Genomic DNA, 25,295 nt, shown 5'->3' with positions numbered 1-25,295 from the left:
TCGGCATGACAGCCCGCGATGATCTGTTCCAGGTCGCGGCGCATCAGCGGCTCGCCCCCGGTGAAGCGGACTTCGCGCACCCCCAGCTCCAGCACCGCGAGGCGCACCAGCCGGACGATCTCGTCCACCGTGAGCAGTTCGTGCCGGGGAATCTCCGGCAGCCCCTCCTCCGGCATGCAATAGGTACAGCGCAGCGAACACTTCTCGGTGATGGACACACGTAGGTCGCGGGCGACGCGTCCGAAACGATCCAGCAAATAGGGGGTGTCGGGACGGCCGGCGAGCGAGGGACGCCCGGAACGCACCGCCGGAATCCCGATCTCGACCAGAGTCACACGTCCATTATGACCGCCTGTCGCGATTCGTCTGCGGGCGGATTGCTCGATTTCGGCTCACTTCGGCCGCGGATAGGCGGTGAGGGCTCGCCACGGCTTCCGGCGACCTGCGCACGGCGACAGAGGCGGAGCACCGCCCGGACCGGGCGTTAGGCGTACCTCCGCCTTCGCTCCGGCCATGCGCAGGCTGAGGACGGACTACGTCCGACCGCACCCATTAGGCTGACTCGCATGAACTCTCGGCCCGCCGGCGTCTCGGCCAGGCCCGTCGATGACTATCGCGACAGCATCGAACAGCTGCTGCGGCCACTGGCCGCGCGCGCGGTCGAGTCCGTCACGGTACCGCGGGCGCTGGGCAGGCAGCTGGCCGAAGACGTCCGTTCGCCGATCGATCTGCCGGTGTTCCGCAACTCCGCGATGGACGGGTACGCGGTGCGTGCCGAATCGGTGCTGGTCGCGCCGGTCACCCTGCCTTTGGCAGGCGTCGTCGCGGCGGGAGCCGCCGGCCGCGCGCCGCTGCCGCCCGGTGCGGCGATGAAGGTGATGACCGGTGCGCCGATCCCGCGCGGCGCGGACTGCGTGGTGCCGGTGGAGGACACCCGCGTCGGCGACGGCACGGTGACCATCGAGCGCGGCCGCAGCGCGGGGGAATTCGTGCGTGAACCGGGCACGGACGTCCGGACCGGTGACCTGCTCGCACGGGCGGGCACCACGCTCGCGCCCCGGCATGTCGCCGCACTGGCCGCGGTCGGGCTGTCCGCGGTGGCGGTCTTTCGCCCGGTGCGCGGCGCGGTGATCACCACCGGCGACGAGCTGGTCGCGGCCGGAAAGCCGCTGCTGCCCGGCCAGATCTACAACTCCAACGGCGTCGCCCTCGCCGCGGCGCTCACGGCGAACGGCGTCGAGGTCGTCTCGGTGGCGCACAGTACCGACGATCCGGCGCGTTTCCGCGGGCTGCTGTCGGCCGCGATGGAGCGCGCCGATGTGGTGTTCACTTCCGGTGGTGTGTCCAAGGGCGACTTCGAGGTGGTCAAGGACGTGCTCGAACCGATGGGCGGACGGTTCGGCTCGGTCGCGATGCAACCGGGCGGCCCGCAAGGGCTGACCGTCGTCGACGGGGTGCCGGTGCTCAGTTTCCCCGGCAACCCCGTCAGCACGATGGTGTCGTTCGAGGTGTTCGCCCGCCCGATCCTGCGGCGCCTCGCCGGTCTGCCCGAGGTCGACACCTACGAGCTTCCCTTGACCAACGCCGTGCCTCGCTCGCCGGAGGGCAAGCGTCAGTTCCTGCGGGGAAGGCTGATCCGTGGGCACTCGAGTGAATCGTCCGCCTCCGGACGGCCGCGTGCGGTCGAGGTGGTGTCCGGTCCGGGCTCGCATCTCGTGGCGGCCATGGCGAAAGCCGACGTGCTGATCGATGTGCCCGCCGAGATCACCGCTCTGCCCGCGGGCGCAGTTGTGCGAGTGTGGACCTTATGAGCGAGTTGTCCCATGTCGACCACGAAGGTCGCGCCCGCATGGTCGATGTGAGCGCGAAGAGCGAGACCACCCGGATCGCCGTCGCGGCAGGCGAGTTGCGCACCACGGCCGAGGTGGTCGCGCTGGTACGGGCCGACGACATGCCGAAGGCGGACGTGCTGTCCACCGCCCGCATCGCGGGCATCGCGGGGGCGAAGAAGACCTCCGAACTGATCCCGCTGTGCCATCAGCTGGCGCTGTCGTCGGTGCGGGTGGAGTTCGGTTTCACCGATACCGCCATCACCATCGAGGCCACCGCGAAGACCAAGGGCCCGACGGGTGTCGAGATGGAGGCGCTCACCGCGGTCGCGGTCGCGGGTCTCACCCTGCACGACATGGTGAAGGCGGTCGACCCCGCGGCAGTACTCACCGGCGTGCGCCTGCTGACCAAAGAAGGCGGCAAACGCGGTCATTGGGAGCGCCCTGCCGACGCGGCCTCGGACGAGAGCGAGGACGAGCCGGTCACCGCCGACTACGCCGAGCCCGAATTCGACGAGGAGGAACGCTCGGCCGTGGTGCTGGTCGCGTCGACCGGGGTCGCGGCGGGCACCCGCGTCGACACCACCGGTCCGGTGCTCGTGGACTGGCTGTCCGGCCTCGGCTTCTCGGTGCGGGGCCCGCTGGTCTACGCCGACGCCGAGATCGAATTCGGACTTGCCGACGCGCTGCGCTTCGAACCCGCACTCGTCATCAGCACCGGCGGGACCGGCGCCTCCCCCACCGACGCCACCCCGGAGGCCACCCTCGCCTTGCTCGATCGCGAACTACCCGGTGTGGCGGAGGCGATCCGGCAGCGCGGCACCGCGAAGTTCCCCCTGGCGGCGCTGAGCCGCGGCGTGGCGGGACTCGCGGGACACTCGGTGATCGTGAATCTGCCCGGCTCGCCGGGCGGCGTGAAAGACGGCATCGCGGTGCTGGAACCGCTGCTGGATCATCTGCTCGCACAAGTCGCCGGAGGTGGAAGTCATGACAACGGCTGAGGCTACGGTCCGGCTCGCCCGGATCAGCGACCAGCCGCTGGACCCAGCGGAGGTCGAGGAGGCGGTGTCCGGATCGCATTACGGCGCTGTCGTGGTGTTCACCGGGAAAGTCCGCGACCACGATGGCGGGCAAGCCGTTTCGGCCCTGGAATACTCGGCGCACCCGCAGGCGGAGCGGTTCCTGCACACCGTCTGCGCCGAACTCGCCGCCACGCACGGCCTGCCGGTCGCGGCCGTGCACCGCGTCGGCTCGCTCGACATCGGTGACCGCGCGATCGTCGTCGCGGTGGCGGCGGCGCATCGCGGCGCGGCGTTCGCGGCGTGCGCGGAACTGGTGGACCGGATCAAACACGAAGTCCCGATCTGGAAGCGCCAGCTGTTCGCCGACGGACTGTCGGAATGGGTGAACGCCTGCGGGTGATCTGACCGTGACATGAATCTCATGACGAATCAACACGTCCGGTATAGCGTGTGCGCGCGGTAGCGCTTCACTCGGAGACCGACGGTGCGCCGATCGGTCGCGTGGCGGAAGGGAGCACGCGATGGGAACCGATCAGGTTCTGCTCCACCGGTTCGTCATCTCGCAACTCATCGCGGCCGGGGTGGACCGCGACCGGCTGCTCCGGGAAACCGGATTGCCGGAGTGGACCATGGCGGGCGACGACCTGCACCTGCCCAGCCAGATGTTCTCCCGGCTGTGGGAGATCGGTGAACTCGAACTCGGCGATCCGGACGTCGCCCTGAACGTGGCGAGCCGCTACGAACTGACCTGCCTGGGGCTCTACGACTATCTGTTCTCCTCGGCGCCGACACTGGGGGCCGGACTGGCGACCTGCGGTCCGTACGTCACCGCGGTGACTACCAACCACCGGTTCGACCTGGTCGCGGAGAACGACGACGAAGTCACCTTGTATCTGGACATGATCGACGGGGAAGGCCGCGGCCGCGATCTCACCCAACTCTGGGGGCTGAGCGCGGTGCTCAGCCGGGCACGGCGCGTGGTGCGTGAACCGCTGGCCCCGGTGCGGGTCGCGCTGCGCCAGCACGCGCCCGCCAAGATCGGCACCTTCATCGAGGTGTTCGGCACCACCGCGATCGAGTTCGACGCGCCGGTGGACGCGATGACCTTCCGCGCCTCGGACATGGATCTGCCGCTGACCACCAGCGATCCGGTTTTGGCCGGCATCCTGCAACCGTTGGCCGCCGCGCTTCCGCCACCGCCGCCGCTGGCCACCGCATGGCCCGAACGCGTCGCGGCCGCCCTGGCGGACTGCCTGGAGGACGGCGACGCGTCCCTGGAGCGGGTGGCGCGGAGGCTGGCCACCAGCCCGCGCACGCTCCAGCGGCGGTTGCGCGAGGCGGGTACCACGTGGCGCGCCGAGCTGGACCGGGCGCGCGGCGCGCGGCTGGTCGCCGCGACCGCCACGGGGCCGCTGAGCCCCTCGCGCCAAGCCGAGATCCTCGGCTACTCCGACCCCGGATCGCTGCGGCGGGCGGCTCGGCGCTGGTCGCTGGCCACCCACGCGGCGCGCACCGAGCGGAGCTTCACGGCCTGAGGAAACGCGCGGCGATCGACCAGAAGGTCGCGTCTTCGATCGCCCGGAAATCCCAGCTGTTGGTGAGGGCGTGGGTCTCGGCGACGATCGCGGGAACGTCGAAGTCGTCGCGGGTGGCGGTGCCCTTGGCCTCCAGCACCTCGATAACGTACGCGGTGGCGCTCTCCATGGAATCTGACACGGGAAACTCCCATCGGTCGCAGGACGATTCGGTCGGTCACGGATCGGCTTCCGAGCGGCGCCGCGCGCGGCAAGACGCTCCCGGTGCCCACCGACCGGCGGACACGCATCCAGTCTCATGAAAAGACCGCTCTGTCACCAGCACCGAACACGACATGTCGCGACCGAAGGCGCCAATCTGCGCGCTCAGTGCGGCGTATAGCGCCATACCCCGAGCATGCTCTGCGAATCCAGCGGTTCGGCGGCGTCGTGCACCGTGTCACGAAGCCGCGCCACGGCCTTGTCGGTGTGCAGACCGGCACCGATGAGCACCAGCTGCGCCCCCCGCGATTCGCCGCGCGACCAGCCACCCGGCTCGAAGACGATGTGGCGGCCGACCATGTGCAGGACGAATTTCCTGCGTTCGCCCGCCACTCCGAAGGCGGCGAAGCCCTTGGCCCGGAACAATCCCGGTGGCGGGTCCTCCAGGAAGCCGATCAGTTTGCGCGGGTCCAGCTCCCGGTCGCTGGCGAAAGAGACGCTGGTGTAGTCGTCGTGCAGATGGCGGTGCCCGGCGTGGTCGTGGTGCTCGTGCTCGACCAGCAGTTCGTCGAAACTCAGTTGCTCGGCCACCAACGGGCGTTCACGCCGCGGTCGGTCGAACAGCAGTCCGGGATCGATCCGGCCGTGGGTGGTCGCGTACACCGGCACCGAGCCGACCAGCGCCGCGATGTCCGCACGCAGCCGTGCGAGCTGCTCGGGCGTCACCCGATCGGCCTTGTTCACCACCACCAGGTCGGCCAGCCGCACATGGGTGCGCAGCTCCGGATGCCGGGCACTGCTGTCCGGGAACTGTTCGGCGTCGACCACCTCGACCAGGCCGCCGTAGCGCAGGCGCGGATTGTCGCTGCCGACCACCATCCGGATGAGGTTGCGCGGCTCGGCCAAGCCGCTGGCCTCCACCACGATCACGTCGATTCCGACGCGCGGCTGCGTGAGCCGGGTGAACAGCTCGTCCAGTTCGGTGACGTCGACGGCGCAGCACACGCAGCCGTTGCCGAGCGAGACCATCGCGTCGACCTGCCCGGCGACCAGCATCGAATCGATGTTGATCGCCCCGAAGTCGTTGACCACCACGCCGATCCGGGTCCCCCGGTTGTTCCTCAGCAAATGATTGAGCAGCGTGGTCTTCCCCGAACCGAGAAACCCCGCGACGAGCACAACAGGAATCCGGTCAGCCATTCCGCTCACCCTAGCGCGCCGCGGCACCCGCGGGAAAAGCCGGACGCCACCCTCGCGGTGGTGAGGGTGGCGTCCGGTGGGTTCGGTGCGCGGAACTATTTCGCGGGGCCCAGCAGCATGCCCGCCAGGCTGTAACCGAGGTTGATCAACTCCGTGCTGATGGCGTTGTTGTCCAGCCCGAGCATCTTCGCCAACGGCATCAGCAACTCCATGATCGAAGCGTTGCCCCCGGCGGCCCCGGGGGACTGCTGTGCGTTCGGCGTGCCCGGCGACTGGGTTCCGGAAGTACCCGGCGATTTCGGCGCCGCCGACGCACCGGGTGACTGCGGTGTCGCCGTTCCCGGAGCCGGTTTCGGCGTCGTGGTGCTGGGAACCGACTGCGCCTGCGGCACCGCCGGGGCCGCAGGGCTCTGCGGCACACCGGGAGTCGTGTAACTCTGCGGCACCGCGGGAATCACCTGGGCCTGCGGTACCACCGGGTTCGTCTGGGCCTGGGGAGCGAACGGGTTCGTCTGAGCCTGCGGAGCGAACGGGTTCGTCTGGGCCTGCGGCGTTTCCGGGGCGACCGCGGGATGGTCGAACGACGCCCCCTGCGGGGTGCTCTGGCCGCCCTGCTGATCCGGCGCGGCACTCGGCTGCGGTGTACCGAGCAGGTAACCGACCACGCCGGTGGTCAGCGCGATCGCGTGCTTGAGCTGCCCGTCCGGTGTCTCCAGCGACGCCGCGTCCTCGGGATTGGCGCCGTTGCCCATCTCGAGGAAGACGAGCGGAACGGTGGTCAACGCGGGCCCGGCGATGTCCGCGCGGGTCTGCAGACCTTCCACCACTCCGCCGTAGTTGGCGGGCGGGAATCCCGCATCGCGATACGCGTCGCGCACCGACTTGGACGCGGCGAGTCCCGCTCCCGCCTGGACCTGATCGACGATCAGATTCGGGATGGGCAGCTCCGGGATGATCAGGTGGAATCCGCGATCCTGCGCGGGCGCGCTGTCGGCATGGATGCTCACGGCGACGTCGGCGCCGGACTGGCTCGCCGCGCGGGCCCGGTCGTCGACGCAGCCGCCCCAGTTCATGTCGTCCTGGCGGCTCAGCACGACGTGCGCGCCGAGCGTCTCCAGCGATGTCTTGACGACCTGCGCGACGTTCCAGGTGATGGTGTGCTCGGGAACGCCGTTCATCGTGGTCATGCCGGTGGTCTGGCAGTCCTTGGTGCCGCCGCGACCATCGCTGACCTGTCTGGCCAAGTCCTGGGAGTGGTTGGATCCCTGGTGGCCGGGATCCAGGAATACGGTCTTGCCTGCGAGCTTCTTCGACATGTCCAGCGGCGACGGCGCCGCCTGCGCGCTGGCCGGAAGCAATCCGGACAACGTCACCGTTACCGCGGCCGTGACCGCGGTGCAGATACCGGCTTTGACGATGCTTGGCTTCATAGTGCGGTCGGTGCCCCGGGACGGAGCACCCCTCCCTTCCCACTTGTAACACCAAACCCAATGGTCACTCTGGCAACGCATGTATCAGCAAAGCAAGGTGCGTGATCGAAGTGTTACAGCATGCGCGACACCCGGCGGTCAGATCCGCCCCGGCGGTTTGCGCAGAGATAGCAGAGCGTAATGCACCCGGGTCGGCGCTGTCTCGATCGGCACGCCGAAATCCGTGGCGACTTCCCGATACGTCGGGATTGCCCGGTATTTCCTCGACGATAGCGATGTCTGTGTCGTCCAGTCCAAGATCGCGGATTCCGGCACACCACCTGGTCGGTTCTGGTAATGCTTGCCGCGGAGATGCGGGGGATCTCTCGAGTCGGCCGCGACGGCGGGAGCACGACGAACGTGGACGCGGCGGGAGTACAAGTCAAGGAGAACCGGTATGCGTGCTAGCGCGCTCCTTCTCGCGGGAGCCATGAGCTCCGCGGTGACCCTGCTCGCGACGGCGACGGCGGCGGCCGAACCCGCGAACACCATCTCGCAGGATGGCGTCTATTTGGTCGGTGTCGATATCGTCCCTGGTCTCTGGGAGGCGCCCGGCACGGGTGACCCCGCCTACGCGTGTGATTGGCGCCGGTTGTGGAAGGTCGAGGGCGACAACACGAACATGCAGTACATCATCGCGAACAACTACACCCGGCTCGGCCCGGTCCGGGTGCGGATCAAGCCGACCGACGTCGGGTTCAAGACCGAGAACTGCGGGCCGTGGCGGTTGCTGTCGACAGCACCGCCGACCGGCTCCTCCGGCGACTGAACGGCGGCGCACGTCGGACCGCGCCCCGCTAGGGCGTACCTCCGCCTTCGCTCCGGCCATGCGCAGATCATCGACGGACGACGTCCGACTGTGCCTTATAAGGTCAGCCGCATGCCGCGAAAAAGGATTCTGATCACCGGCGCGAGCGCGGGCCTAGGGGCCGCCATGGCGCGCGATTTCGCCGCCGAGGGCCGCGACCTCGCGCTGTGCGCCCGCAGGCTGGAAGCGCTCACACAGTTGCGCGACGAGCTGGTGGCGAGTCATCCCGGAATCACCGTCGCGGTGCGCGCGCTCGACGTGGACGACCACGCGGCGGTGCCGGCCGTCTTCGGCGAACTGCGCGACGAGCTCGGCGGCTTGGACCGGGTGATCGTCAACGCCGGGATCGGCAAGGGAGCGCTGATCGGCACCGGACGGGCCGACGCGAATCTCGCGACGACCACCACGAACTTCGTCAGCGCGCTCGCCCAGGCGGAAGCGGCGCTGGAGATATTCCGCGCGCAGCGGGCGGGGCACCTGGTACTTGTCGCGTCGATGAGCGCGGTGCGCGGGCTGCCCGGCAAGAAGGCGGCCTATTCGGCGAGCAAGGCGGGGCTCGCCGCGCTCGGCGAGGCACTGTCCACCGAATTGGCACGCTCGCCGATCCGGGTGACCACCCTGCTGCCGGGTTTCATCGCCACCGACATGGCGGCCAAGGCGGGCGACGCGCGGATGGTCGCGCCCCTGGACAAGGGCGTGGCGGCGATGGTGGCCGCCATCGAGCGGGAGCGACGCCGGGCCTGCGTCCCCGGGTGGCCGTGGCGGCTGATCGACCTCGCGCTCCCCCATCTCCCCGACGCCGTGGTGGCGCGGATGAGCTGAACCGGCCCCCGCCGGGGCCGGTCCGGGCAAGCATCACTTGACCAGCGTGAACTGCACGATATCGATGCGACCGGCGCGGAATTGCGCCGCGCACCCGGTCAGATACTTCATGTACCGCTGGTAGACCTCCTCGGATGCCAGGGCGATCGCCTCCTCCCGGTGCGCCCGCAGCGCCTCGGCCCAGCAGTCGAGGGTGCGCGCGTAGTGCGGTCGCAATTCCTGCATCTTCTCCGTGCCCAACCCGGCGCGCCCGGCCAGCCGCGTGACCTCGGCGGGATGCGGCAGCTGCCCGCCGGGGAAGATCTCTCGTTTGATGAAGATCTGGAACAGCGCGTCGTCCCGGGTCACCGGGATGCCCATGCGCCGCATGTCTTTCAATGTCCATCCCACGATCGTGTGCAGCAGCATCCTGCCGTCCGGCGGCAGCATCCGGTGACACCGCTGGAAGAACGTCTCGTAGCGCGACCGCCGGAAGTGCTCGAACGCGCCGATACTGACGATCCGGTCGACTTGGCCCTCGTATTCCTCCCAACCCTGCAGCCGGACCTGCACACCGGGGATGCGCTCGCGCTCGATCTTGTCCCTGACGTAGTCGTACTGGTTGCGACTGAGCGTCAGGCCCACGACCGTGGCGCCGTAGGCCGTGGCGGCGCGCAGCATCGTCGACCCCCACCCGCAGCCGACGTCCAGCAGGGTCATCCCCGGCCGCAGGTCGAGCTTGCCCAGGGCCAGGTCGATCTTCGCCCGCTGCGCTTGCTCCAGCGTCATATCCGGTCGCTCGAACCAGGCGCAGCTGTAGGTCATCGTCGGGTCGAGGAAGAGTGCGTAGAACTCGTCGGAGAGGTCGTAGTGGGCCTGCACTTGCCGATAGAACGGTTGGAGGTTGGTCATCGCGTTCTCCTGTTCATCGGGTTCATCAGCTGATACCCGTGCGCCGCCGCCGCGTTTCACCGCACGCGGACCGATACGCAACCGATGTGCGGGTCTCCGTTGGGCAACGGCGGCGGAAGGAAGTCGATTACCCGCCAGGTAATCGACTCCGTGACCCGCGGCAGGCAGGATCACGGACATGATCGATGAGACGGGCACCAAGTTGTTCCACCAGACCATGCCGTTCACCGAACGCCTCGGCGTCGAGGTGCTCGCGCACGGGCCCGAGCTGGTGCGCAGCCGCCTGGCCTGGGACGAATCGCTGTGCACGCTGGGCGGCGTGCTGCACGGCGGGGTGCTGATGTCGCTGGCCGACGCCCCCGGCGCTGTCTGCGCGTTTCTCAACCTGCCGGAGGGCAAGCAGGGCACCACCACGGTGGAGTCGAAGACGAACTTCCTGCGCGCGGTCCGTTCCGGATACGCCGTCGCGTCGGCGACGCCGCTGCACGCCGGACGCTCGTTCGTCGTGGTCGAGACGGTGATCCGGGACGACGCGGACAAGCTGGTCGCGAAGGTCACCCAGACCCAAGCGGTCCTCTAGCCGACGGCCGAGGGGACCCGCTCGCCCGCCGCCGCGCGGGCCACGGGCCACACCCGCGCGAGACCGAGCAGTTGCCGCAGCCCGGCGTCGAAATCGGGCGCCGGGACCGGCAACCGGACCGGGGACGATCCGATCGGGGCCGCTCCCGCCTCGCGCGCGAGCGCCGCGCACGCCACTTGGTGCGCGTAGTCGGTCAGCGGACATCCCGACCCTGCCATCGCCGACGTCGGGGCGTAGCGGCCGAGTTGCAGCAGCGCGTCCTGGATCTCCACGGTCATGCGCATCAGCCGGGTCTCCGGGTCGGCCTGCTCACCGGCCGCGGGCCGCAGCACGATCTCGGGCACCGCGGTGGTGAGATCCCGCCACAGCGGGCGCAGCCTGCGACCGGCGCGTCCGGCCCGATCCAGTTCCGCCATCGCCAGCAACGTCTGGACCAGTGGAATCGCGACCAACGTCGCGTCGACCATCAGGCACAGGGTGACCGTCGTTTCGACCCTGACCATCTGCGCGCCCAAGCCTTGCCATCCGGTGACGACCCACACCGTCGACAGCACCAGATTCGCCCCGAAAAGGGTCGCCGCCCAGATCAACGTGCCACACACCAGCTTTCCCGCCAATCCGATGCCACCGGCTCGCAGTTCATGCGCGCACATGCGCGCCAGCAGCCAGACGTTCAGCAGCAGCGGGAGGCCGAACGCGGTCCACACCACCACGCCCTCGGTGTCCAGGGTCAGCTCGACCAGCCTGCCCTCCTGTCGCGCCGACGTGCCCGCAAGCAGGATCGCGGCGGTGGACGCGGCCGCCAGCACGCAGCGGACGCGGTGCCCGCGCCGGACCGCGGCCGGTTCCGCGCCCAACGCCCAGATGCGGACGATCCCTTGCAGGCACATCGATGACATCACCGTGCAACCCAGCGCGAGCTGATGGGCGAGACTCGCGATGCCAGGCGTCATGCCGCAGCGATACAGCAGCAGACTCAGCAATCCCCATCCGAAGAGCTTGTTCAGCAGCCGGTCGACGATCGTGTCGCGCACCAGCAACCATCGGCCCGCGAAGACGGCCGCGACGAAGCCGACGACCGGCCACGCGATGATTCCCGGAATCGATGCCGCCATCGGCCGACCTCCCACCCACGAAACTGTCCCTTGCGAACGATAACGTTGTCGCGTGTTCGTGACGACGCAGAACATGAATCGGCGGCAACCGATAGCCGCGGCGTGCACCGAACCGATGTCTTATTTGTCCAATTATCGACAGCACACGCCGGGCGCGGGGCGGACATCGTTTGTCACCGGCCCCAGAACTTCCGCCGCGCTGTCAGCGAATGTCACAACAGCGTGCCGAACAGCGAATTACATAAGGACACAAAACATTCGGCGGAATCGCTGTGGATGTTACGCTGTATCACATAGAGTTTCAGTGACGACACTCACCTCCGACACGCACCTCCCGGCGGGTGCGTCTGCTCTTCGTAGCCCGCGAACGCGGCTCTACCTCATGCTCTGCCCGCCCGTTCGTGCGGCAAGAACGGAGATATCTTTGCGCGATGAACCACGATCAGCTTTCCGGCCCGAGCGAATCGATGGTGCATCGATCGAAATCGACTTCGTTCCCCCGGCCCCGAGACCGGTGGCCCGCGCGGTGATCAGGACCGGGGCGTCCTCGGTCGAGCGGCGATACCGCCTTCCGGAAGACAGCGCACCAGTGCATCTATGCGTCACGGCGTGATGGCGCCGGGGGAAACGGAAGCGATGAGCAAGCAGACTGCCGGAACAACCGAACTAGCCGTGCGCCCGGCCGCCGGGACGGACACGATGAACACCGCGCTGCGCGATCGCCTGATCGACGCCACCGTCGAGGTGGTGTCGACAGAAGGTTTGCACGCGCTCACCGTCCGGCGCGTTTCCCGTATGTGCGGGGTCTCCACGATGGCGGTGTACTCCAACTTCGGCGGGATGCCCGGCCTGATCCGGGCGGCGGGTTCCGCAGGCTTCGCGCAACTGGCCGAGCGCATGACCGCGGCCGGGGTGAGCGACGAGCCGGTCACCGACCTGCTCGTGCTCGGCCTGGTTTTCCGCGACGAGGCCCAGCGGCGGCCGGAACTCTTCCAGCTGATGTTCGGCACCGGGACGCGCATCGACCTGAAGATCAACCGGGGCAATGTGCTCGTGGCCGGGCACGATTCGGAGTTCGAGCACTACGCGGAAACCTTCGACCACGTGGTCGGGGCGGTGCAGCGCGCGCAGGACGCCGGGCTGATCAACACCCCGGACGTGCGGTCCGCCGCGGCGCAGCTGTGGATGGGACTGTTCGGCTTCGTCCAACTGGAGATGGCCGGTCACCTGGGCGACGACGGTCTGCTCGAAGTGCTGGTGCCCGCGATCGTGAATCTGCTCGTCGGCATGGGCGCCGAGTTGGAATCCGTCGGCGCCTCGGTGCTGCTCGCGGTGGAGCGGTTCGCCACGCTGTTCGGCGAGTGAACCCCCGCCCGGATCAGAAGGGCAGCTTGGACCTGAATCGCTGGGCGCGCGCCATCGCGCGCTCGGCGGCGCTTCCGCGCGGCGGCATCAGACCCAATTGCAGCAGCATCTCCGTGAGATCCCAGGTGGCCTGGCTGCGCCAGATCAGCCCGGAACGGAACTGCCACGCGTCGATGACCAGCAGATCGAGCTTCTTGCCGGTCGGGCCGAAACCGGGCGGGTCGATGGGGCCGAGATGGGTGCCGGTCATCCGCCACGGCACCAAGGCCAGCCGGCCGTCCGCGGCGAGTACCGGCGGAAACGGGTTGGTGTAGGCGACATCCGGGAACGAGCGCACCGTGTCGGCGACGAACTTCTCCACACCCGCCCGGCCGTGCGCGGGCGCGTCCAGCGAGGGGTCGTGCCAAATGGTGTCCTCGGTGACGCATTTCGCGACCGCCGCGCCGTCACCGCTGTTCCACCCCGCGATGTATTGCTCGGTGAACGCCAGCAGCCACTCCAGGCTTTCGATGGGTTCGGCCTCCGCCTCGATACGGAACTGCCCGGTGTTGTACGAATCCACGCCCATCGCCTTTCAGCCAGTGCTTTTCGACGAGCCATCGTAGCCACGAATGGACCGTGCACTCAACACCTTCCGGCGCTCCGGAGCCGACCGGTACGGAATAACATCGGAATAACGATGTAATTCACACCGGTTCCACCGCCGGATAACTCTGTAATAACGTCAGAATAATCCCGTCATACCCCCTCTGAACTGCGTTGATGCTCAAGTCGGCATTACTTGCCCAGCAATGGTTTTCGGTAACCGCCCGCACGATTCCGTATTGACCTTCGCGAATCGCCCCTCCTACCATGGGTGGACACTGACCTCCTACCGCGGAACCACTTCACCGCCGGACGACGCCATGGCCGAACAGGTTTACCGGCGCAGCGATTCCGGCTGTCTCCACGCTGATTCGACGACGCTGACGTGAAACCGTCTGCGTTTCCGAATGCCCGAGCATCAGGGGATTTTTCATGCCCAATGTAGCAATTGTCGGTATCGGCTGCCGTTTTCCGGGCGGCATCGACGGACCGGACACTTTCTGGGATCTCGTCGTGCACAAGGGCGACGGGATCGTGGAAGTACCGGCGGACCGCTGGAACCTCGCGAAGTTCTACGACCCGGACCCGGACGCGCCGGGGCGGATGTACACCAGGCATGGGGGATTCCTGACCCAGTCGCTGTGGGACTTCGACGCCGAGTTCTTCGGCATCTCCCAGCGTGAGGCGTCGATCATGGATCCGCAGCAGCGGCTGCTGCTCGAGGTCGCCTGGGAAGCGCTCGACGACGCGGGGATGGCGGGCCGGGTCGGCGGCCGCGAGGTCGGCGTGTTCGTCGGCGGCTTCATGAACGACAACGCGCTGGTGCGCAGCGGCTCGGTGGCCAGGGCCTCGATCAACAGCCACAGCCCGACCAGCTCGTCGCACACGCTGCTGTCGGCCCGCATCGCGTTCCTGCTGGATCTGCTCGGGCCCACCATGACCATCGACACCGCCTGCTCCTCCTCCTTGGTCGCGCTGCACCAGGCGGTGCTGGCGCTGGAATCGGGCGAGTGCGAGACGGCGATCGTCGGCGGCGCCAACGCGATGCTGCGACCCGAGGCGTTCATCTCCATGTGCAAGGGCCGGTTCCTCGCGGTCGACGGCCGGTGCAAGTCCTTCGACGCGGCCGCCGACGGCTACGGGCGCGGTGAGGGCGCCGGCGCGGTAGTGCTGAAGACGCTGGACGCGGCGGTCCGCGACCGCGACCGGATCTACGCGGTGGTGCGCGGCAGCGGCGTGAACCAGGACGGCCGCACACTGGCCATCCCGGTGCCCAACCCGGCCGCGCAGGAGGCGCTGGCCCGGCGGGTGCACCGGCTGGCGGGCATCGACGCGCACGACGTCCGCTATGTGGAGGCGCACGGCACCGGCACGCCGGTCGGCGACCCGCTCGAATTGGCCGCCCTCGGCGCGGTGTACGGCGCGGTCGAGGGCCGCGACGAACCGCTGCCGGTCGGCTCGGTGAAGAACAACATCGGCCACACCGAGGCCGCCGCGGGCGTCGCGGGTCTCATCAAGGCCGCGCTGACGCTGCACCACGGCGTCATCGCACCGCAACTGCGGCTGGACAACCCGAACCCGGAGATCCGGTTCGACGAACTGCGGGTGCGCATTCCGCTGGAGACCGAACCGCTGCCCAACGACGACGGCCGGGCCGCGGTGGCGGTCAACAGCTTCGGCTACGGCGGCACCAATGCCCATGCGGTGCTCACCCGTGCGCCGGAAGCGCCCGCGCGGGAGCGGACGCGCGGGCCGATCACGGTGCTGCCGCTGTCGGCACGCAACGAGACCGCGTTGCGCACGATGGCCACCCAGGTACACGACCTGACCGAGACCATCCCCGCGGACGCGGTGACCGAGGCGGCGTGGACGCAGCGGGCGCACCATCCGATCCGCGCGGCGTTCGCCTACCGCGACACCGACGATCTACGCGCGCAGCTGGCCGATTTCGCCGCGGGCGCGAGCAAGTCACCCGCCCGCGCGCTCACCGACGGCTCCACCCAGCCGGTGTTCGTGTTCAGCGGCATGGGCCCGCAGTGGTGGGGCATGGCCCGTGGCCTGCTCGAGGCCGACGGGCATTTCGCCGCCGCCGCGCGGTCGATCGACGAAATCTTCCAGGACATCGCGGGCTGGTCGATCGTCGAGGAGCTGCTACGCCCCGAGGCGGAGTCGCAGATCACCAGAACCGCGTACGCGCAGCCGGCGAACTTCCTGGTCCAGGCCGCGCTCCTGGCCGAATTCGCCGAACTCGGCATCCACCCCGCCGCGGTGGTCGGCCACAGCGTCGGCGAGGTGGCCTCGGCCTACGCCTCGGGCTCGCTGTCGCTGCACGACGCGCTGCTGGTGAGCTATCACCGCGCCCGGTTGCAGGCCACCACCGCGGGCACCGGCGGCATGCTCGCCGTCGGCCTGTCGGAAGACCAACTGCGCGAGCGGCTCGCGGGCGTGGCGGGCGTCTGCGTCGCGGCGATCAACAGCCACTCCGCGGCGACGCTGTCCGGCGACTCGGCCGAATTGGACCGTATTCGGGAGGAACTCACCGCCGAAGGCGTCTTCGCCAGGGCGCTGCGCGTCGAGGTGCCCTACCACAGCCACCTGATGGACCCCATCCTCGGCGAACTCACCACCGTGCTCGCCGGACTCGCGCCACGCCCCGCGCGGGTGCCGATCTGGTCCACCGTCACCGGCGGGGAACTTGCCGGCCCCGACTGGGACGCCGAGTACTGGTGCCGCAACGTGCGCGAGCCGGTGCGGTTCGGCGCGGCCGTGGACAGCCTGCTCGACGCAGGCCACCGGGTCTTCCTCGAGGTGGGACCGCACCCAGTGCTCAGCGGCAACATCAAGGAGGCGTTCGTGCGCCGCGGCCTGGACGGCGCGGCGATCAGCACCCTGTCCCGCAACGCCGACGACCGCGACAACCTGCTGCGCGCGGTCGGCGAGCTGTACCAGACGGGCGGCTTGGACACGGCGCACGCGCCGGGCGCGACGGAAACGCCTGTGGCGCATCTGGATCTGCCTCGCTACCCGTGGCAGCGCCGCACGCTGTGGACCGAGGACCCCGCGATCGAGGCGGACCGCGTCGGCGCCGTCGACGGCTACGTCATGCTCGGCCAGCGCACCGCGGCGTCCGCGCCGGAGTGGGAAGTCGAGTTGTCGGTGGCCGCGCTGCCGTGGCTGCCCGATCACGTGGTGGACGGGTCCGTCGTGCTGCCGGGCGCGGCCTATCTGGACGCCGCGCTCAGCGCCGTCGCGGTGCGGACCGGTCGCGCCGGCTTCGGGCTGGAGTCGGTCCAGTTCGTCGCGCCGCTGGTGATCGGCCAGCACGACGTGCCGGTATTGCGTCTCACCGTCGAGGAGACCACCCACAGGTTCACCCTGCGTTCGCGCGCCGCCACCGCGACCACCTGGACGGTCAACGCGTACGGCAGGCTGATCGAGGCGGACGTCGACGCGCGCTCCGTCGACCTCACCCCGGCGGCCGACGCGGTGGAGGTGTCCGCGGCGACGCTCTACGACGGCCTGGCCGCGCACGGCCTCGCCTACGGACCGAGCTTCCGGCTGATCACGGCCGCCAGCGTGGGTTCCGACTCCGTGCTGGCCCGGCTGGATCTCACGCCGCTGGCCGGGAGCGCGCCGAGCCTGCCGCATCTGGCCCATCCCGCGGCGGTCGACGCCGCGCTGCAATGTTTCGCGGCGCTGTACGCGCAGACCGCGCACGGCGCGAGCGTCGTGGTGCCGTCCTCGGTCGCCGGGGTCCGCTGGACCGGCCCGCTGCCCGAGCAGGCCGTCGTGCTGGTCCGCCGCGTGGACGGCGACCCACTGTGCGCGGACATCACTATCGCTTCGCCGGAAGGTGCGGTGGCACTGCACCTTTCGGGTGTGCGATTTGCCGTCCTCGGCGGCGATCCGGATCTGCACGAGCAGCTCGACGGGCTGTTCTACGAGCCGGTGTGGTCCATCGTCGACGACACCGCGACCGCCGACGAACCCGCGGGCGGGGAGGAGTTCCTGCTCGTGGTCAGCCTGGGCAGCACCGTCTCCCAGCGGGCGAAGGAGATCGCCAGCGCGCGAGCGTCGGCGGAGATCCTGACCCTGGAACCGGAGGAGGCCGACGCCTCCGATCGTGTCCTCGCCGCCCTGCGCGCCGCCCAGGAGCGGCCCGGCGTGACGCGCGGTCGCCTCGTCGTGGTGTCCGGCGCCGAACTGGACGCGGTGCCCAACGCCTACGGGCTCGCCCAGGTCGCCAAAGCGGTCGGCGAACTGGTGGTCGGCGAGGAGGACGACGACGCCCCGGTGACCGAGGTACGCGCGGTGGTGGTCACCGAGCAGGCGTTCTGCCTGCCGGTCGACACCTTCGCCCATCCCGCGCAGGCCGCGCTCACCGGCGCCAGGCGCACGCTGCGCAACGAGCAGCCCGCGGTGCAATGGCGACTGGTCGACACCGAATCCACCACGCGCGCCGCGGACATCGTCGAGCAGGTGTTCGGCGACGGACGCGCCGACGAGGTCGCCTTGCGGGCGGGCGCGTGCTGGGCGCTGCATCTGCGCAAGTCCCTGCGCGACCATCTGGCGGTCTGGGACGAGGCCGCGCCGCTGGCCGACCCGGAAAGTTCTTTCCGCCTGGAGATTCCGCGCTCACGACTGCTGTCGGACCTGGCGTGGCGCGCGGTCGATCGCGTGCCGCCCGGGCCGGGCGAGGTCGAGATCCGGATGGACGCGGTGGGCCTGAACTACAAGGACGCGCTCAAGGTGCTCGGTGTGCTCACCGAAAAGGAGCTGGCAGGCACGTATTTCGGCACCGACCTGGGTATGGACGGCTTCGGCGTGGTCGAGCGCGTCGGCCCCGGGGTGACCGAGGTCGCCGTCGGGGACGAGATGTCGGTGTGTGCCAGGGACCTGGTTCGCAGGCACGTCACCCTCCGGCCCGACGAGGGCGCCACGATGCCACTCGACTACCCGGATACCGAGCTCGACCCGTGCCACTCCAGCTCGGTACTGCCCTTCCTCACCGCCGAATTCGCCTTCGGCGAGCTCGCGCACCTGCAACCGGGTGAGACGGTGCTGATCCACGGCGCGGCGGGCGGCATGGGTATGGCCGCGGTCCAAGTGGCGGTGCGCCTCGGTGCGCGGGTGATCGCGACGGCGGGCTCGGAAGAGCGCCGAGCGGTGGCCGCGGCGGCGGGGGCCCACGAGGTGGTCAACTCGCGTTCGATCAGCTTCGTCGACGACGTGCTCGGCCTGACCGGGGGACGCGGCGTCGACGTGGTCTACAACTCCTCCCCCGGCGAGATCCTTCAGCAGAACCTGCGTGCGGCCGCCGAATTCGGGCGGATCATCGAGATCGGCAAGGCCGACATCTACGGCGGCGGCGCGATCGACCTGCGCCCCTTCGACCGGAACCTGTCGTTCTTCGCCGTGGACATGGACCGCGCCCTGGCCGTGCGCCCCGAACTGGTCCGCCGCGCGGCGCGCCGGGCGATGGACGCGCTGAACGACGGCACCTACGAGTACCTGCCGTACACCGCGTTCCCGCTCACGTCGACCGCCGAGGCGTTCGAGACCGTGGTGCGGTCCAAGCAGATCGGCCGGGTCGTGCTCGATCTGCGGGAGCCGGGACCGACCGTGCTGGCCAAGCGGCCGAGTCTGCCGATCGACCCCGCGGCCAGCTACCTGGTGACCGGCGGCTTCGGCGCGTTCGGCCTGGCCACCGCGCGCTGGCTGGTGCGGATCGGCGCGCGGCGCGTGGTGCTGGCCGGACGCAGCGGCGCGACCGGTGACGCGGCCCGCGCCGCGGTCGCCGCGCTCACCGCCACGGGCGTCGAGGTCGTCGAGGAGCGTCTCGACATGGCCGACTACGACGCCGTCGCCGCGCTGGTCGAACGCATTCAGGCCAGCGGACATCCCCTGCGCGGGGTGTTCCACGCGGCCGGCGTGGTGAACAACCTCGAGGTCCCGCAGATCACCGCCGAGTCGCTGGCGGAGATCTTCGGACCAAAGGTCGCCGGTGCGGTCAACCTGGACACCGCCGTCACCGCAGCCGACATCGACCTCGACATGTTCGTGCTGTTCTCCTCGGCGAGCAGCATCGTCGGCATCTCGCCCCAATTCGGTTACGCGGCGGCGAATTCCGTGCTGGACATGATCGCGTCCGCCCGCCGGGCCCGCGGCGCCGCCGCACTCGCGGTGAACTGGGGCTTCATGAGCGGGGGCGGCGGCATGGCCGATTACGAGGCGGTCAGCCGATACGCGGAGATGACCGGTTACCGCTCGGTGGACATGGACGTGGCCACCGATCTGCTGGGCGAGTGCCTGCGGCTGGACCTGCCGCAGATCGTGCTGTTCGACGTGGACTGGAGCCAGTGGGCGCTGGCGCATCGCCCGTCCACCCGCACACCCCGTTTCGCCGACCAGGTGGCGGCCGCGGGCGGCGGGGCGTCGGGCGCGGGCGCGCTGCGGGCGGAGATCCTCCAACTGGGGGTGGAGCAGCGCGGCGAGGTGGTGGCCTACCTGCTCGCCGAGCAGCTGGCCGCGGTGCTCGGCGTCGACGCCGAGACGATCGACCTGAACACCCCGCTGCCCGAGCTCGGCATGGATTCGCTGATGGGCATGGAGTTCGGCGCCCGCGTGGTGCAAGTGCTCGGCACCCAGCTGTCGGTGCTCGCCGTGATCGGACTGACGTTGCGCGGGCTCGGCGCGCGAATTGCCGAGCAGATTGCCCAGGAAGAAGAGCGCGCGGCGAGGAGCGAGGACGAATGACCGGCAACAACAGGGAACTGGCCCGCGCACTGCTGGCCAGGCACGCCAACGGCGAGAACACCGCCCCGGCGACCGGCGACGGCGCGCGAGCCGCGGACGGCCCCGCCGTCCCTACCGCGGCGACCGGCAACGGCAACAGCGCGTCGCGCGGAGTCGCGCACACATCGTTCCGTGACCACCCCGGCGTGCTCGAGGCCGCGCAGCGGTTCGGGCGGTTCGACGCCTGGGTGAACGAGGTCGGTCTGGTCAACCCGTACTACCTGCCGCACGAGGGCATCAGCGGCGCGGTGACCCGGATGGCAGATCGGGACGTGGTGAACTTCAGCAGCTTCGGCTACCTGGACCTGGCCGCCGACCCCCGGGTACGACAGGCCGCCAAGGACGCGATCGATCAGTACGGCACCTCCGCCGCCGCGGTCCGGATCGTGGCGGGCGAGCTGCCGATCTATCGCGAACTGGAAGCCGAGATCGCGCGCATCTACGACACCGAGGCGGCGCTGGTGACCGCGAGCGGCTACCTCACCAACGCCGCCGCGGTCGGATTCCTGCTCGGCAAACGCGATCTCGCGGTCTGTGACGCGCTGATCCACCACAGCGTGGTCTCTGGCACGGAGTGGTCGCGCTGCAAGCGAGTTTCCTTCCGGCACAACGATCCGGAGTCGCTCGAGACGATCCTCAAGATGTCCCGGCGCAGCTTCGACCGGGCCATGGTGATCATCGAGGGCCTCTACAGCATGGACGGCGATGTGGTCCGGTTGCCCGAGATCATCGAGGTGGCCCGGCGCTACGACTGCTCGATCATGATCGACGAGGCGCATTCGTTCGGCACCCTCGGCGCAACCGGACACGGTGTGCGCGAGCTGTTCGACCTGCCCGGCGACGCCGTGGACGTCTGGATGGGCACCCTGTCCAAAGCGCTCGGCAGCGTCGGCGGCTACCTCGCGGGCAATCGGGAACTGGTCAACGGATTCAAGTACGTCGCGGGCGGTTTGAGCATGTACACCGCGGCCCCGGCCCCGTCGGCGATCGGCGCCGCCCTGGCCGGGCTCGGGGTCCTGCGCGACGAGCCCGAACGCGTGACGCGGCTGCGGCACAACAGCGAGTACTTCCACCGCCGCGCCAAGGACTACGGCTTCGACATCGGCACATCGGAGGATTCGCCGATCATCCCGGTGATGACCGGCGCCGACGAACCGGCCGTGCTGGCGGCATTGGCCATGTTGCAACGCGACTTCAGCGTGAACGCCATCACCCACCCGGTCGTCCCGGCGGGAGAGGCCAGGCTGCGGTTCTTCATCAACTGCAGGCACACCGAGCAGCAAATGGACCAGGCGCTGGCCACGCTGCGCGAGGTGCTCGACGGACTCGCGGACACCGCGGGACAGCAATTCACACTCGCCCATGAGGAGCAGCACTCGTGAAAATTCCCATCAATCGATCCCTCCTCCGAAAGGCGGTGGTGCCCGGGGTGGCGCTGCTGCTGATGGGCTCGCTGTTCATTCCCGCACGGTCGGCGCTGCTGCCCACCTACGACGAGGCGGGCGGCCCCATCGCGAGCAAGTTCGACTTCACCGCGATGCCGATCGCGCTGCCCAAGGGCCTGCCGACCGACCGCAAGATCCGCGAGCTGCGCGAGCCGTACAAGCACCTGTCGGCCTGGATCTCCTCGGTCGGCGCGGCCATCGCGATGAACGACTTCGACGGCAACCGGCTGGCCGACGACCTGTGCGTGGTCGATCCCCGCTCCGACACGGCCTTCATCACGCCGACGCCGGACAGCAACACCGCCCGGTACGAGCCCTTCGTGCTCGATCCGCGGCCGCTGCCCGCCGACTCCTCCACGGTTCCGTCCGGCTGTATCCCGGGCGACTTCAACGGTGACGGCCGCATGGACGCGCTGGTGTCGTACTACGGCCGCACGCCGATCCTCTACTTGCAGCGCGCCAACGCGACCCACCTGGACGCCAAGGCGTTCCGCCCGGTCGACCTCGTGCCGTCTCCGAACACCCCGGACGGGCACTACGAGGGCCAGCGCTGGATCACCGCGGCGGTCTCGGTGTCCGACTTCGACGGCGACGGCAAGCCGGACATCTACCTGGGCCAGTACTTCAACGACATGGACGTGCTCTCCAAGGACGGCCAGCTCGCCCTGTGGATGACCGACTCGCTGTCCAACGCGCGCAACGGCGGCAAAGATCGCATCTTCACCCTCGCCTCCGCCAAATCGGGTGACGAGCCGACCGCCGAGTACCGCGAGGTGGCCAACCCGTTCCCGATCGGCATGGACACCGGATGGGCGCTGGCCGCCGCCGCGGCCGACCTGAACGGCGATCAGCTTCCCGAGCTGTACGTGGCCAACGACTTCGGGCGCGACCGCCTGTTCGTCAACAAGTCCACACCGGGCCAGATCCGCTTCGGCTACGCCGAGGGCGAGCGCGGCATCACCGAGCCGAAGTCCTATGTGATGGGCCATGATTCGGACAAGGGCATGGCGGCCGACTTCGGCGACCTGAACGGCGACGGCATGCCCGACCTGTTCGTCAGCAACATCGCCGTGCGCTTCGCGCTCATGGAAGGCCACTTCGCGTTCTACAACACGGCCAAAGACACCGCCGACGCGGCACGTCAACTGGCCGAGGGCATCGCGCCGTTCAAGAACCGCGCCACGGACGTCGGGCTGGCCTGGGAGACCTGGGGCTGGGACGCCAAGATCGATGACTTCGACAACGACGGCCGCAACGAGCTGATCCAGGCGACCGGCATGATCAAGGGCGAGACCAACCGGTGGCCGCAGATCCAGGAACTCGGCACCATGAACGACGACCTGACCAGGTACCCCTGGGCCTGGCCGATCATCGGCTCGGACGCCGATCTGGCGGGCAGCAATCCGGTCGGCTTCTTCAGCCGCGGTGACGACGGCAAGTTCGCCAACCTCACCCACGCGCTCGGCATGGACACCCCGGTGCCCTCGCGCGGCATCGCGGTCGGCGACACCTCCGGCAACGGCGCGCTCAGCTTCGCCGTCGCCCGCCAGTGGGGCGACCCGACCTTCTACCACAACAACAAGGCGAAGGGCGGCCAGTTCCTCGGCCTGAAGCTGTTCAAGCAGGCTTGGGAGGGCAACGCGGCCACGACCACCGTCGCCGGCCTGCCCCCGCAGGGCGTTCCGGCGGTGGACGCCCAGGTCGAGGTCCGCACCCCGGACGGCCGGTTGCTCACCAGCCACCTCGACGGCGGCAGCGGGCACACCGGCAAACGGGCCACCGAGGTGCACATCGGCCTCGGCGAGGTCGATCCGGCCGCCCCGTTGAACGTCACGCTCCGCTGGCGGGAGACCAACGGCACCGCGCACGATCAATCCCTCCAGCTCGCGCCGGGCTGGCACACCGTGAACCTCGCCTCGGACGCGCAGGAGGTCAAGCAGCGATGAGCGACAACGACAACAAGGATCCGGGCGAGGCGAAAGCCACCTCGAACGGTCGTCACGAAACATCGGCGGCCAACGGCAACGGCGCCGCTCCCGAAAGCAACGGCACGGCCGCACCGACGACCACCGCCGAACGCATCTCGTCGATGCAGCGCTCGGGCACCGAATTCGCCAAGGAATGGATGGAAAAGCCCGCGGCGACGAAGGATCCGCGCTACCTGGCGCTGCGCAACTTCGCCATCTCGATCACGATCTTCAACCTGATCGGGTTCCCGCTGCTCGGTTTCGAGCAGCCGTTCCTGTGGCCGTTCATCGCATTGGCCACCGCCTACACCACCGAAATCGGGCTGGAGGTCCTGGCGGCCTGGGCATACAAGCGTGCGCCCGCCTTCCGCGGCCGCGGGCCGCGTGGGTTGTTCGAGTTCCTGTTGCCCGCGCACATCACCGGCTTGGCGTTCAACTTCCTGACCTTCGCGCACGACAAGCTGTGGCCGGTGATCTTCGGCGTCGTGGTCGCGGTCGGCACGAAGTGGGTGCTGCGCGCCAAGATCAACGGCAAGATGCGCCACTTCATGAACCCGTCGAACTTCGGTGTCGTGGTGTGCTTCCTGGTGTTCCCGATGATCGCGGTCGCACCGCCGTACCACTTCACCGAATACATCACCGGACCGGCGGACGCGCTCATCGTGCTCGGCCTGCTCACGACCGGCACCATGCTCAACGCCAAGCTGACGCTGAAGATGCCGCTGATCATGGCGTGGGTGGGCGCGTTCGCGCTGCAGGCCATCGTGCGCGGGCTCATCGAACCGAACATCTCGATCCTGGCCGGCCTGAGCATGATGACCGGTCTGGCGTTCGTCCTGTTCACCAACTACATGGTCACCGACCCGGGCACCACCCCGTCGGGCAAGAAGCAGCAGATCATCTTCGGCGCCTCGGTCGGCATCATGTACGGCGTGGTCACCGCGCTGCACATCTCCTACGGGTTGTTCATCGCGCTGGTCATCGTCTGCGGCGCGCGCGGCGTCTACTGGTGGGTGCGCGGCATCGCCGAATGGTGGCGGCAACGGGGCGCCGCGCCGGAAGCGGCGGAGCAGCCCGTGGTGGCCGACGACCTGGAGGCCGACATCGCGGGTGAACCCGAACCGGAGAAGGAGGCCGCCCGCTCATGACCGACCGCGCCGAGCTGCGCCGCGTGCTCGGCGCGTTCACCACCGGTGTCACCGTGGTCACCACCGGGTGGCCACGGCCGCACGGCATGACCGCCAACGCGTTCACGTCCGTCTCGCTGGATCCCCCGCTGATCCTGGTGTGCGTCGCCCATACGGCGCGCCTGCACCGGGCGATCCAGGAGGCGGGCGCCTTCGCCGTTTCGGTGCTTTCGGCGGACCAGGAGCCGGTGGCCCGATATTTCGCCGACTCGGCGCGCCCCGACGGCAGCGCGCAATTCGATCAGGTCGAGTGGTTCCCCGGACCGCACACCGCGTCGCCGATACTGGCGAACGCGGCCGCGGGCTTGGAGTGCAAGCTCGACGCCGTATTCGACAGCGGCGACCACAGCATCGTCGTCGGCGAGGTCGTACACGCCGAACGCGACGCCGAACTGGCCGCCACGGGAGCGCTGACCTTCTTCGACGGCGGCTTCCGTCGCTTGATCCTGTGACGATCCCCCACTCCTCCGACGATTGGA

General features: G+C 69.2%; 20 protein-coding genes. 13 read left to right on the top strand and 7 right to left on the bottom strand.

The features are described from left to right. Nucleotides 1-335: radical SAM protein (locus tag ACWEH3_RS23235; protein ID WP_450018724.1), on the bottom strand; the 335-nt coding region annotated here is incomplete at its 3' end. Nucleotides 336-566: 231 nt separating this feature from the next. On the opposite strand from ACWEH3_RS23235, the gene ACWEH3_RS23230 reads away from it, so the two are divergent. The 4 genes from ACWEH3_RS23230 (at nucleotide 567) to ACWEH3_RS23215 (ending at nucleotide 4,386) form a co-directional block, all read left to right on the top strand. Beyond that, a complete protein-coding gene (locus ACWEH3_RS23230; RefSeq protein WP_450018726.1) occupies nucleotides 567-1,811 on the top strand; it encodes a molybdopterin molybdotransferase MoeA in 1,245 nt (414 codons plus the stop codon). Continuing rightward, nucleotides 1,808-2,830, top strand: a complete 1,023-nt coding sequence (gene moaCB / locus ACWEH3_RS23225) for a bifunctional molybdenum cofactor biosynthesis protein MoaC/MoaB (protein ID WP_450018728.1) — start codon at nucleotides 1,808-1,810, stop codon at nucleotides 2,828-2,830. The genes ACWEH3_RS23230 and moaCB overlap by 4 nt, the downstream gene beginning before the upstream one ends. Next, on the top strand, nucleotides 2,817-3,251 hold the full coding sequence (locus ACWEH3_RS23220; RefSeq protein ID WP_355077707.1) for a molybdenum cofactor biosynthesis protein MoaE: 435 nt from the start codon (nucleotides 2,817-2,819) through the stop codon (nucleotides 3,249-3,251). Before moaCB ends, ACWEH3_RS23220 begins: the two co-directional genes overlap by 14 nt. A 121-nt stretch (nucleotides 3,252-3,372) precedes the next feature. Further along, nucleotides 3,373-4,386, top strand: a complete 1,014-nt coding sequence (locus ACWEH3_RS23215; protein ID WP_450018730.1) for an AraC family transcriptional regulator ligand-binding domain-containing protein — start codon at nucleotides 3,373-3,375, stop codon at nucleotides 4,384-4,386. Here ACWEH3_RS23215 and ACWEH3_RS23210 read toward each other — a convergent pair. The 3 genes from ACWEH3_RS23210 to ACWEH3_RS23200 form a co-directional block, all read right to left on the bottom strand. Further along, a complete protein-coding gene (locus ACWEH3_RS23210) occupies nucleotides 4,376-4,567 on the bottom strand; it encodes a hypothetical protein (RefSeq protein WP_355077710.1) in 192 nt (63 codons plus the stop codon). The two genes, ACWEH3_RS23215 and ACWEH3_RS23210, sit on opposite strands and share 11 nt — an antisense overlap. Before the next feature lie 185 nt (nucleotides 4,568-4,752). Continuing rightward, a complete protein-coding gene (locus tag ACWEH3_RS23205; protein ID WP_450018732.1) occupies nucleotides 4,753-5,787 on the bottom strand; it encodes a CobW family GTP-binding protein in 1,035 nt (344 codons plus the stop codon). A 95-nt stretch (nucleotides 5,788-5,882) separates the two neighbouring features. Continuing rightward, complete coding sequence (locus ACWEH3_RS23200; protein ID WP_450018734.1) at nucleotides 5,883-7,217, bottom strand: N-acetylmuramoyl-L-alanine amidase; 1,335 nt, start codon at nucleotides 7,215-7,217, stop codon at nucleotides 5,883-5,885. Nucleotides 7,218-7,653: 436 nt separating this feature from the next. Between ACWEH3_RS23200 and ACWEH3_RS23195 the strand changes: the two genes are divergently transcribed. Together ACWEH3_RS23195 and ACWEH3_RS23190 are read left to right on the top strand one after the other, a co-directional pair. Continuing rightward, nucleotides 7,654-8,025: a hypothetical protein gene (locus tag ACWEH3_RS23195; protein ID WP_450018736.1), complete on the top strand. Its 372-nt coding sequence runs from the start codon at nucleotides 7,654-7,656 to the stop codon at nucleotides 8,023-8,025. Nucleotides 8,026-8,136: 111 nt separating this feature from the next. Further along, the gene (locus tag ACWEH3_RS23190) at nucleotides 8,137-8,886 is read left to right on the top strand and encodes an SDR family oxidoreductase (RefSeq protein WP_450018738.1); all 750 of its coding nucleotides are present in this window, start codon (nucleotides 8,137-8,139) and stop codon (nucleotides 8,884-8,886) included. 33 nt (nucleotides 8,887-8,919) lie between these two features. Here the strand turns inward: ACWEH3_RS23190 and ACWEH3_RS23185 are convergent, their stop codons facing one another. Then, nucleotides 8,920-9,777, bottom strand: coding sequence for a cyclopropane mycolic acid synthase family methyltransferase (locus ACWEH3_RS23185; protein ID WP_450018740.1), 858 nt, complete (start codon nucleotides 9,775-9,777; stop codon nucleotides 8,920-8,922). Between the two features lie 178 nt (nucleotides 9,778-9,955). Between ACWEH3_RS23185 and ACWEH3_RS23180 the strand changes: the two genes are divergently transcribed. Beyond that, the gene (locus ACWEH3_RS23180; protein ID WP_450018742.1) at nucleotides 9,956-10,357 is read left to right on the top strand and encodes a PaaI family thioesterase; all 402 of its coding nucleotides are present in this window, start codon (nucleotides 9,956-9,958) and stop codon (nucleotides 10,355-10,357) included. On the opposite strand, the gene ACWEH3_RS23175 is transcribed toward ACWEH3_RS23180, so the two are convergent. Further along, a complete protein-coding gene (locus ACWEH3_RS23175) occupies nucleotides 10,354-11,472 on the bottom strand; it encodes an MAB_1171c family putative transporter (protein WP_450018744.1) in 1,119 nt (372 codons plus the stop codon). The two genes, ACWEH3_RS23180 and ACWEH3_RS23175, sit on opposite strands and share 4 nt — an antisense overlap. A 636-nt stretch (nucleotides 11,473-12,108) precedes the next feature. On the opposite strand from ACWEH3_RS23175, the gene ACWEH3_RS23170 reads away from it, so the two are divergent. Beyond that, complete coding sequence (locus tag ACWEH3_RS23170; RefSeq protein ID WP_450018746.1) at nucleotides 12,109-12,837, top strand: TetR/AcrR family transcriptional regulator; 729 nt, start codon at nucleotides 12,109-12,111, stop codon at nucleotides 12,835-12,837. Between the two features lie 13 nt (nucleotides 12,838-12,850). Here the strand turns inward: ACWEH3_RS23170 and ACWEH3_RS23165 are convergent, their stop codons facing one another. Next, entirely contained in the window at nucleotides 12,851-13,399 is a 549-nt protein-coding gene (locus tag ACWEH3_RS23165; protein WP_450018748.1) for an ester cyclase, read from the bottom strand. Nucleotides 13,400-13,854: 455 nt separating this feature from the next. On the opposite strand from ACWEH3_RS23165, the gene ACWEH3_RS23160 reads away from it, so the two are divergent. From ACWEH3_RS23160 to ACWEH3_RS23140, 5 genes are read left to right on the top strand one after another with little or no spacing between them, the layout of a single operon-like run. Next, a complete protein-coding gene (locus ACWEH3_RS23160; RefSeq protein ID WP_450018750.1) occupies nucleotides 13,855-20,178 on the top strand; it encodes a type I polyketide synthase in 6,324 nt (2,107 codons plus the stop codon). Further along, nucleotides 20,175-21,599: an aminotransferase class I/II-fold pyridoxal phosphate-dependent enzyme gene (locus tag ACWEH3_RS23155; protein WP_450018752.1), complete on the top strand. Its 1,425-nt coding sequence runs from the start codon at nucleotides 20,175-20,177 to the stop codon at nucleotides 21,597-21,599. Before ACWEH3_RS23160 ends, ACWEH3_RS23155 begins: the two co-directional genes overlap by 4 nt. Continuing rightward, nucleotides 21,596-23,608 carry a CRTAC1 family protein gene (locus tag ACWEH3_RS23150; protein ID WP_450018754.1) on the top strand — a complete coding sequence of 671 codons (2,013 nt, stop codon included), beginning with the start codon at nucleotides 21,596-21,598 and terminating at the stop codon, nucleotides 23,606-23,608. The genes ACWEH3_RS23155 and ACWEH3_RS23150 overlap by 4 nt, the downstream gene beginning before the upstream one ends. Beyond that, entirely contained in the window at nucleotides 23,605-24,777 is a 1,173-nt protein-coding gene (locus ACWEH3_RS23145) for an enediyne biosynthesis protein (protein WP_450018756.1), read from the top strand. The genes ACWEH3_RS23150 and ACWEH3_RS23145 overlap by 4 nt, the downstream gene beginning before the upstream one ends. Continuing rightward, the gene (locus ACWEH3_RS23140; protein WP_450018758.1) at nucleotides 24,774-25,268 is read left to right on the top strand and encodes a flavin reductase family protein; all 495 of its coding nucleotides are present in this window, start codon (nucleotides 24,774-24,776) and stop codon (nucleotides 25,266-25,268) included. Before ACWEH3_RS23145 ends, ACWEH3_RS23140 begins: the two co-directional genes overlap by 4 nt. The last annotated feature ends 27 nt before the right edge of the window (nucleotides 25,269-25,295 follow it).

Source organism: Nocardia sp. NPDC004718 (assembly GCF_053601535.1).
This window is presented reverse-complemented; position numbering and strand designations above follow the sequence as displayed.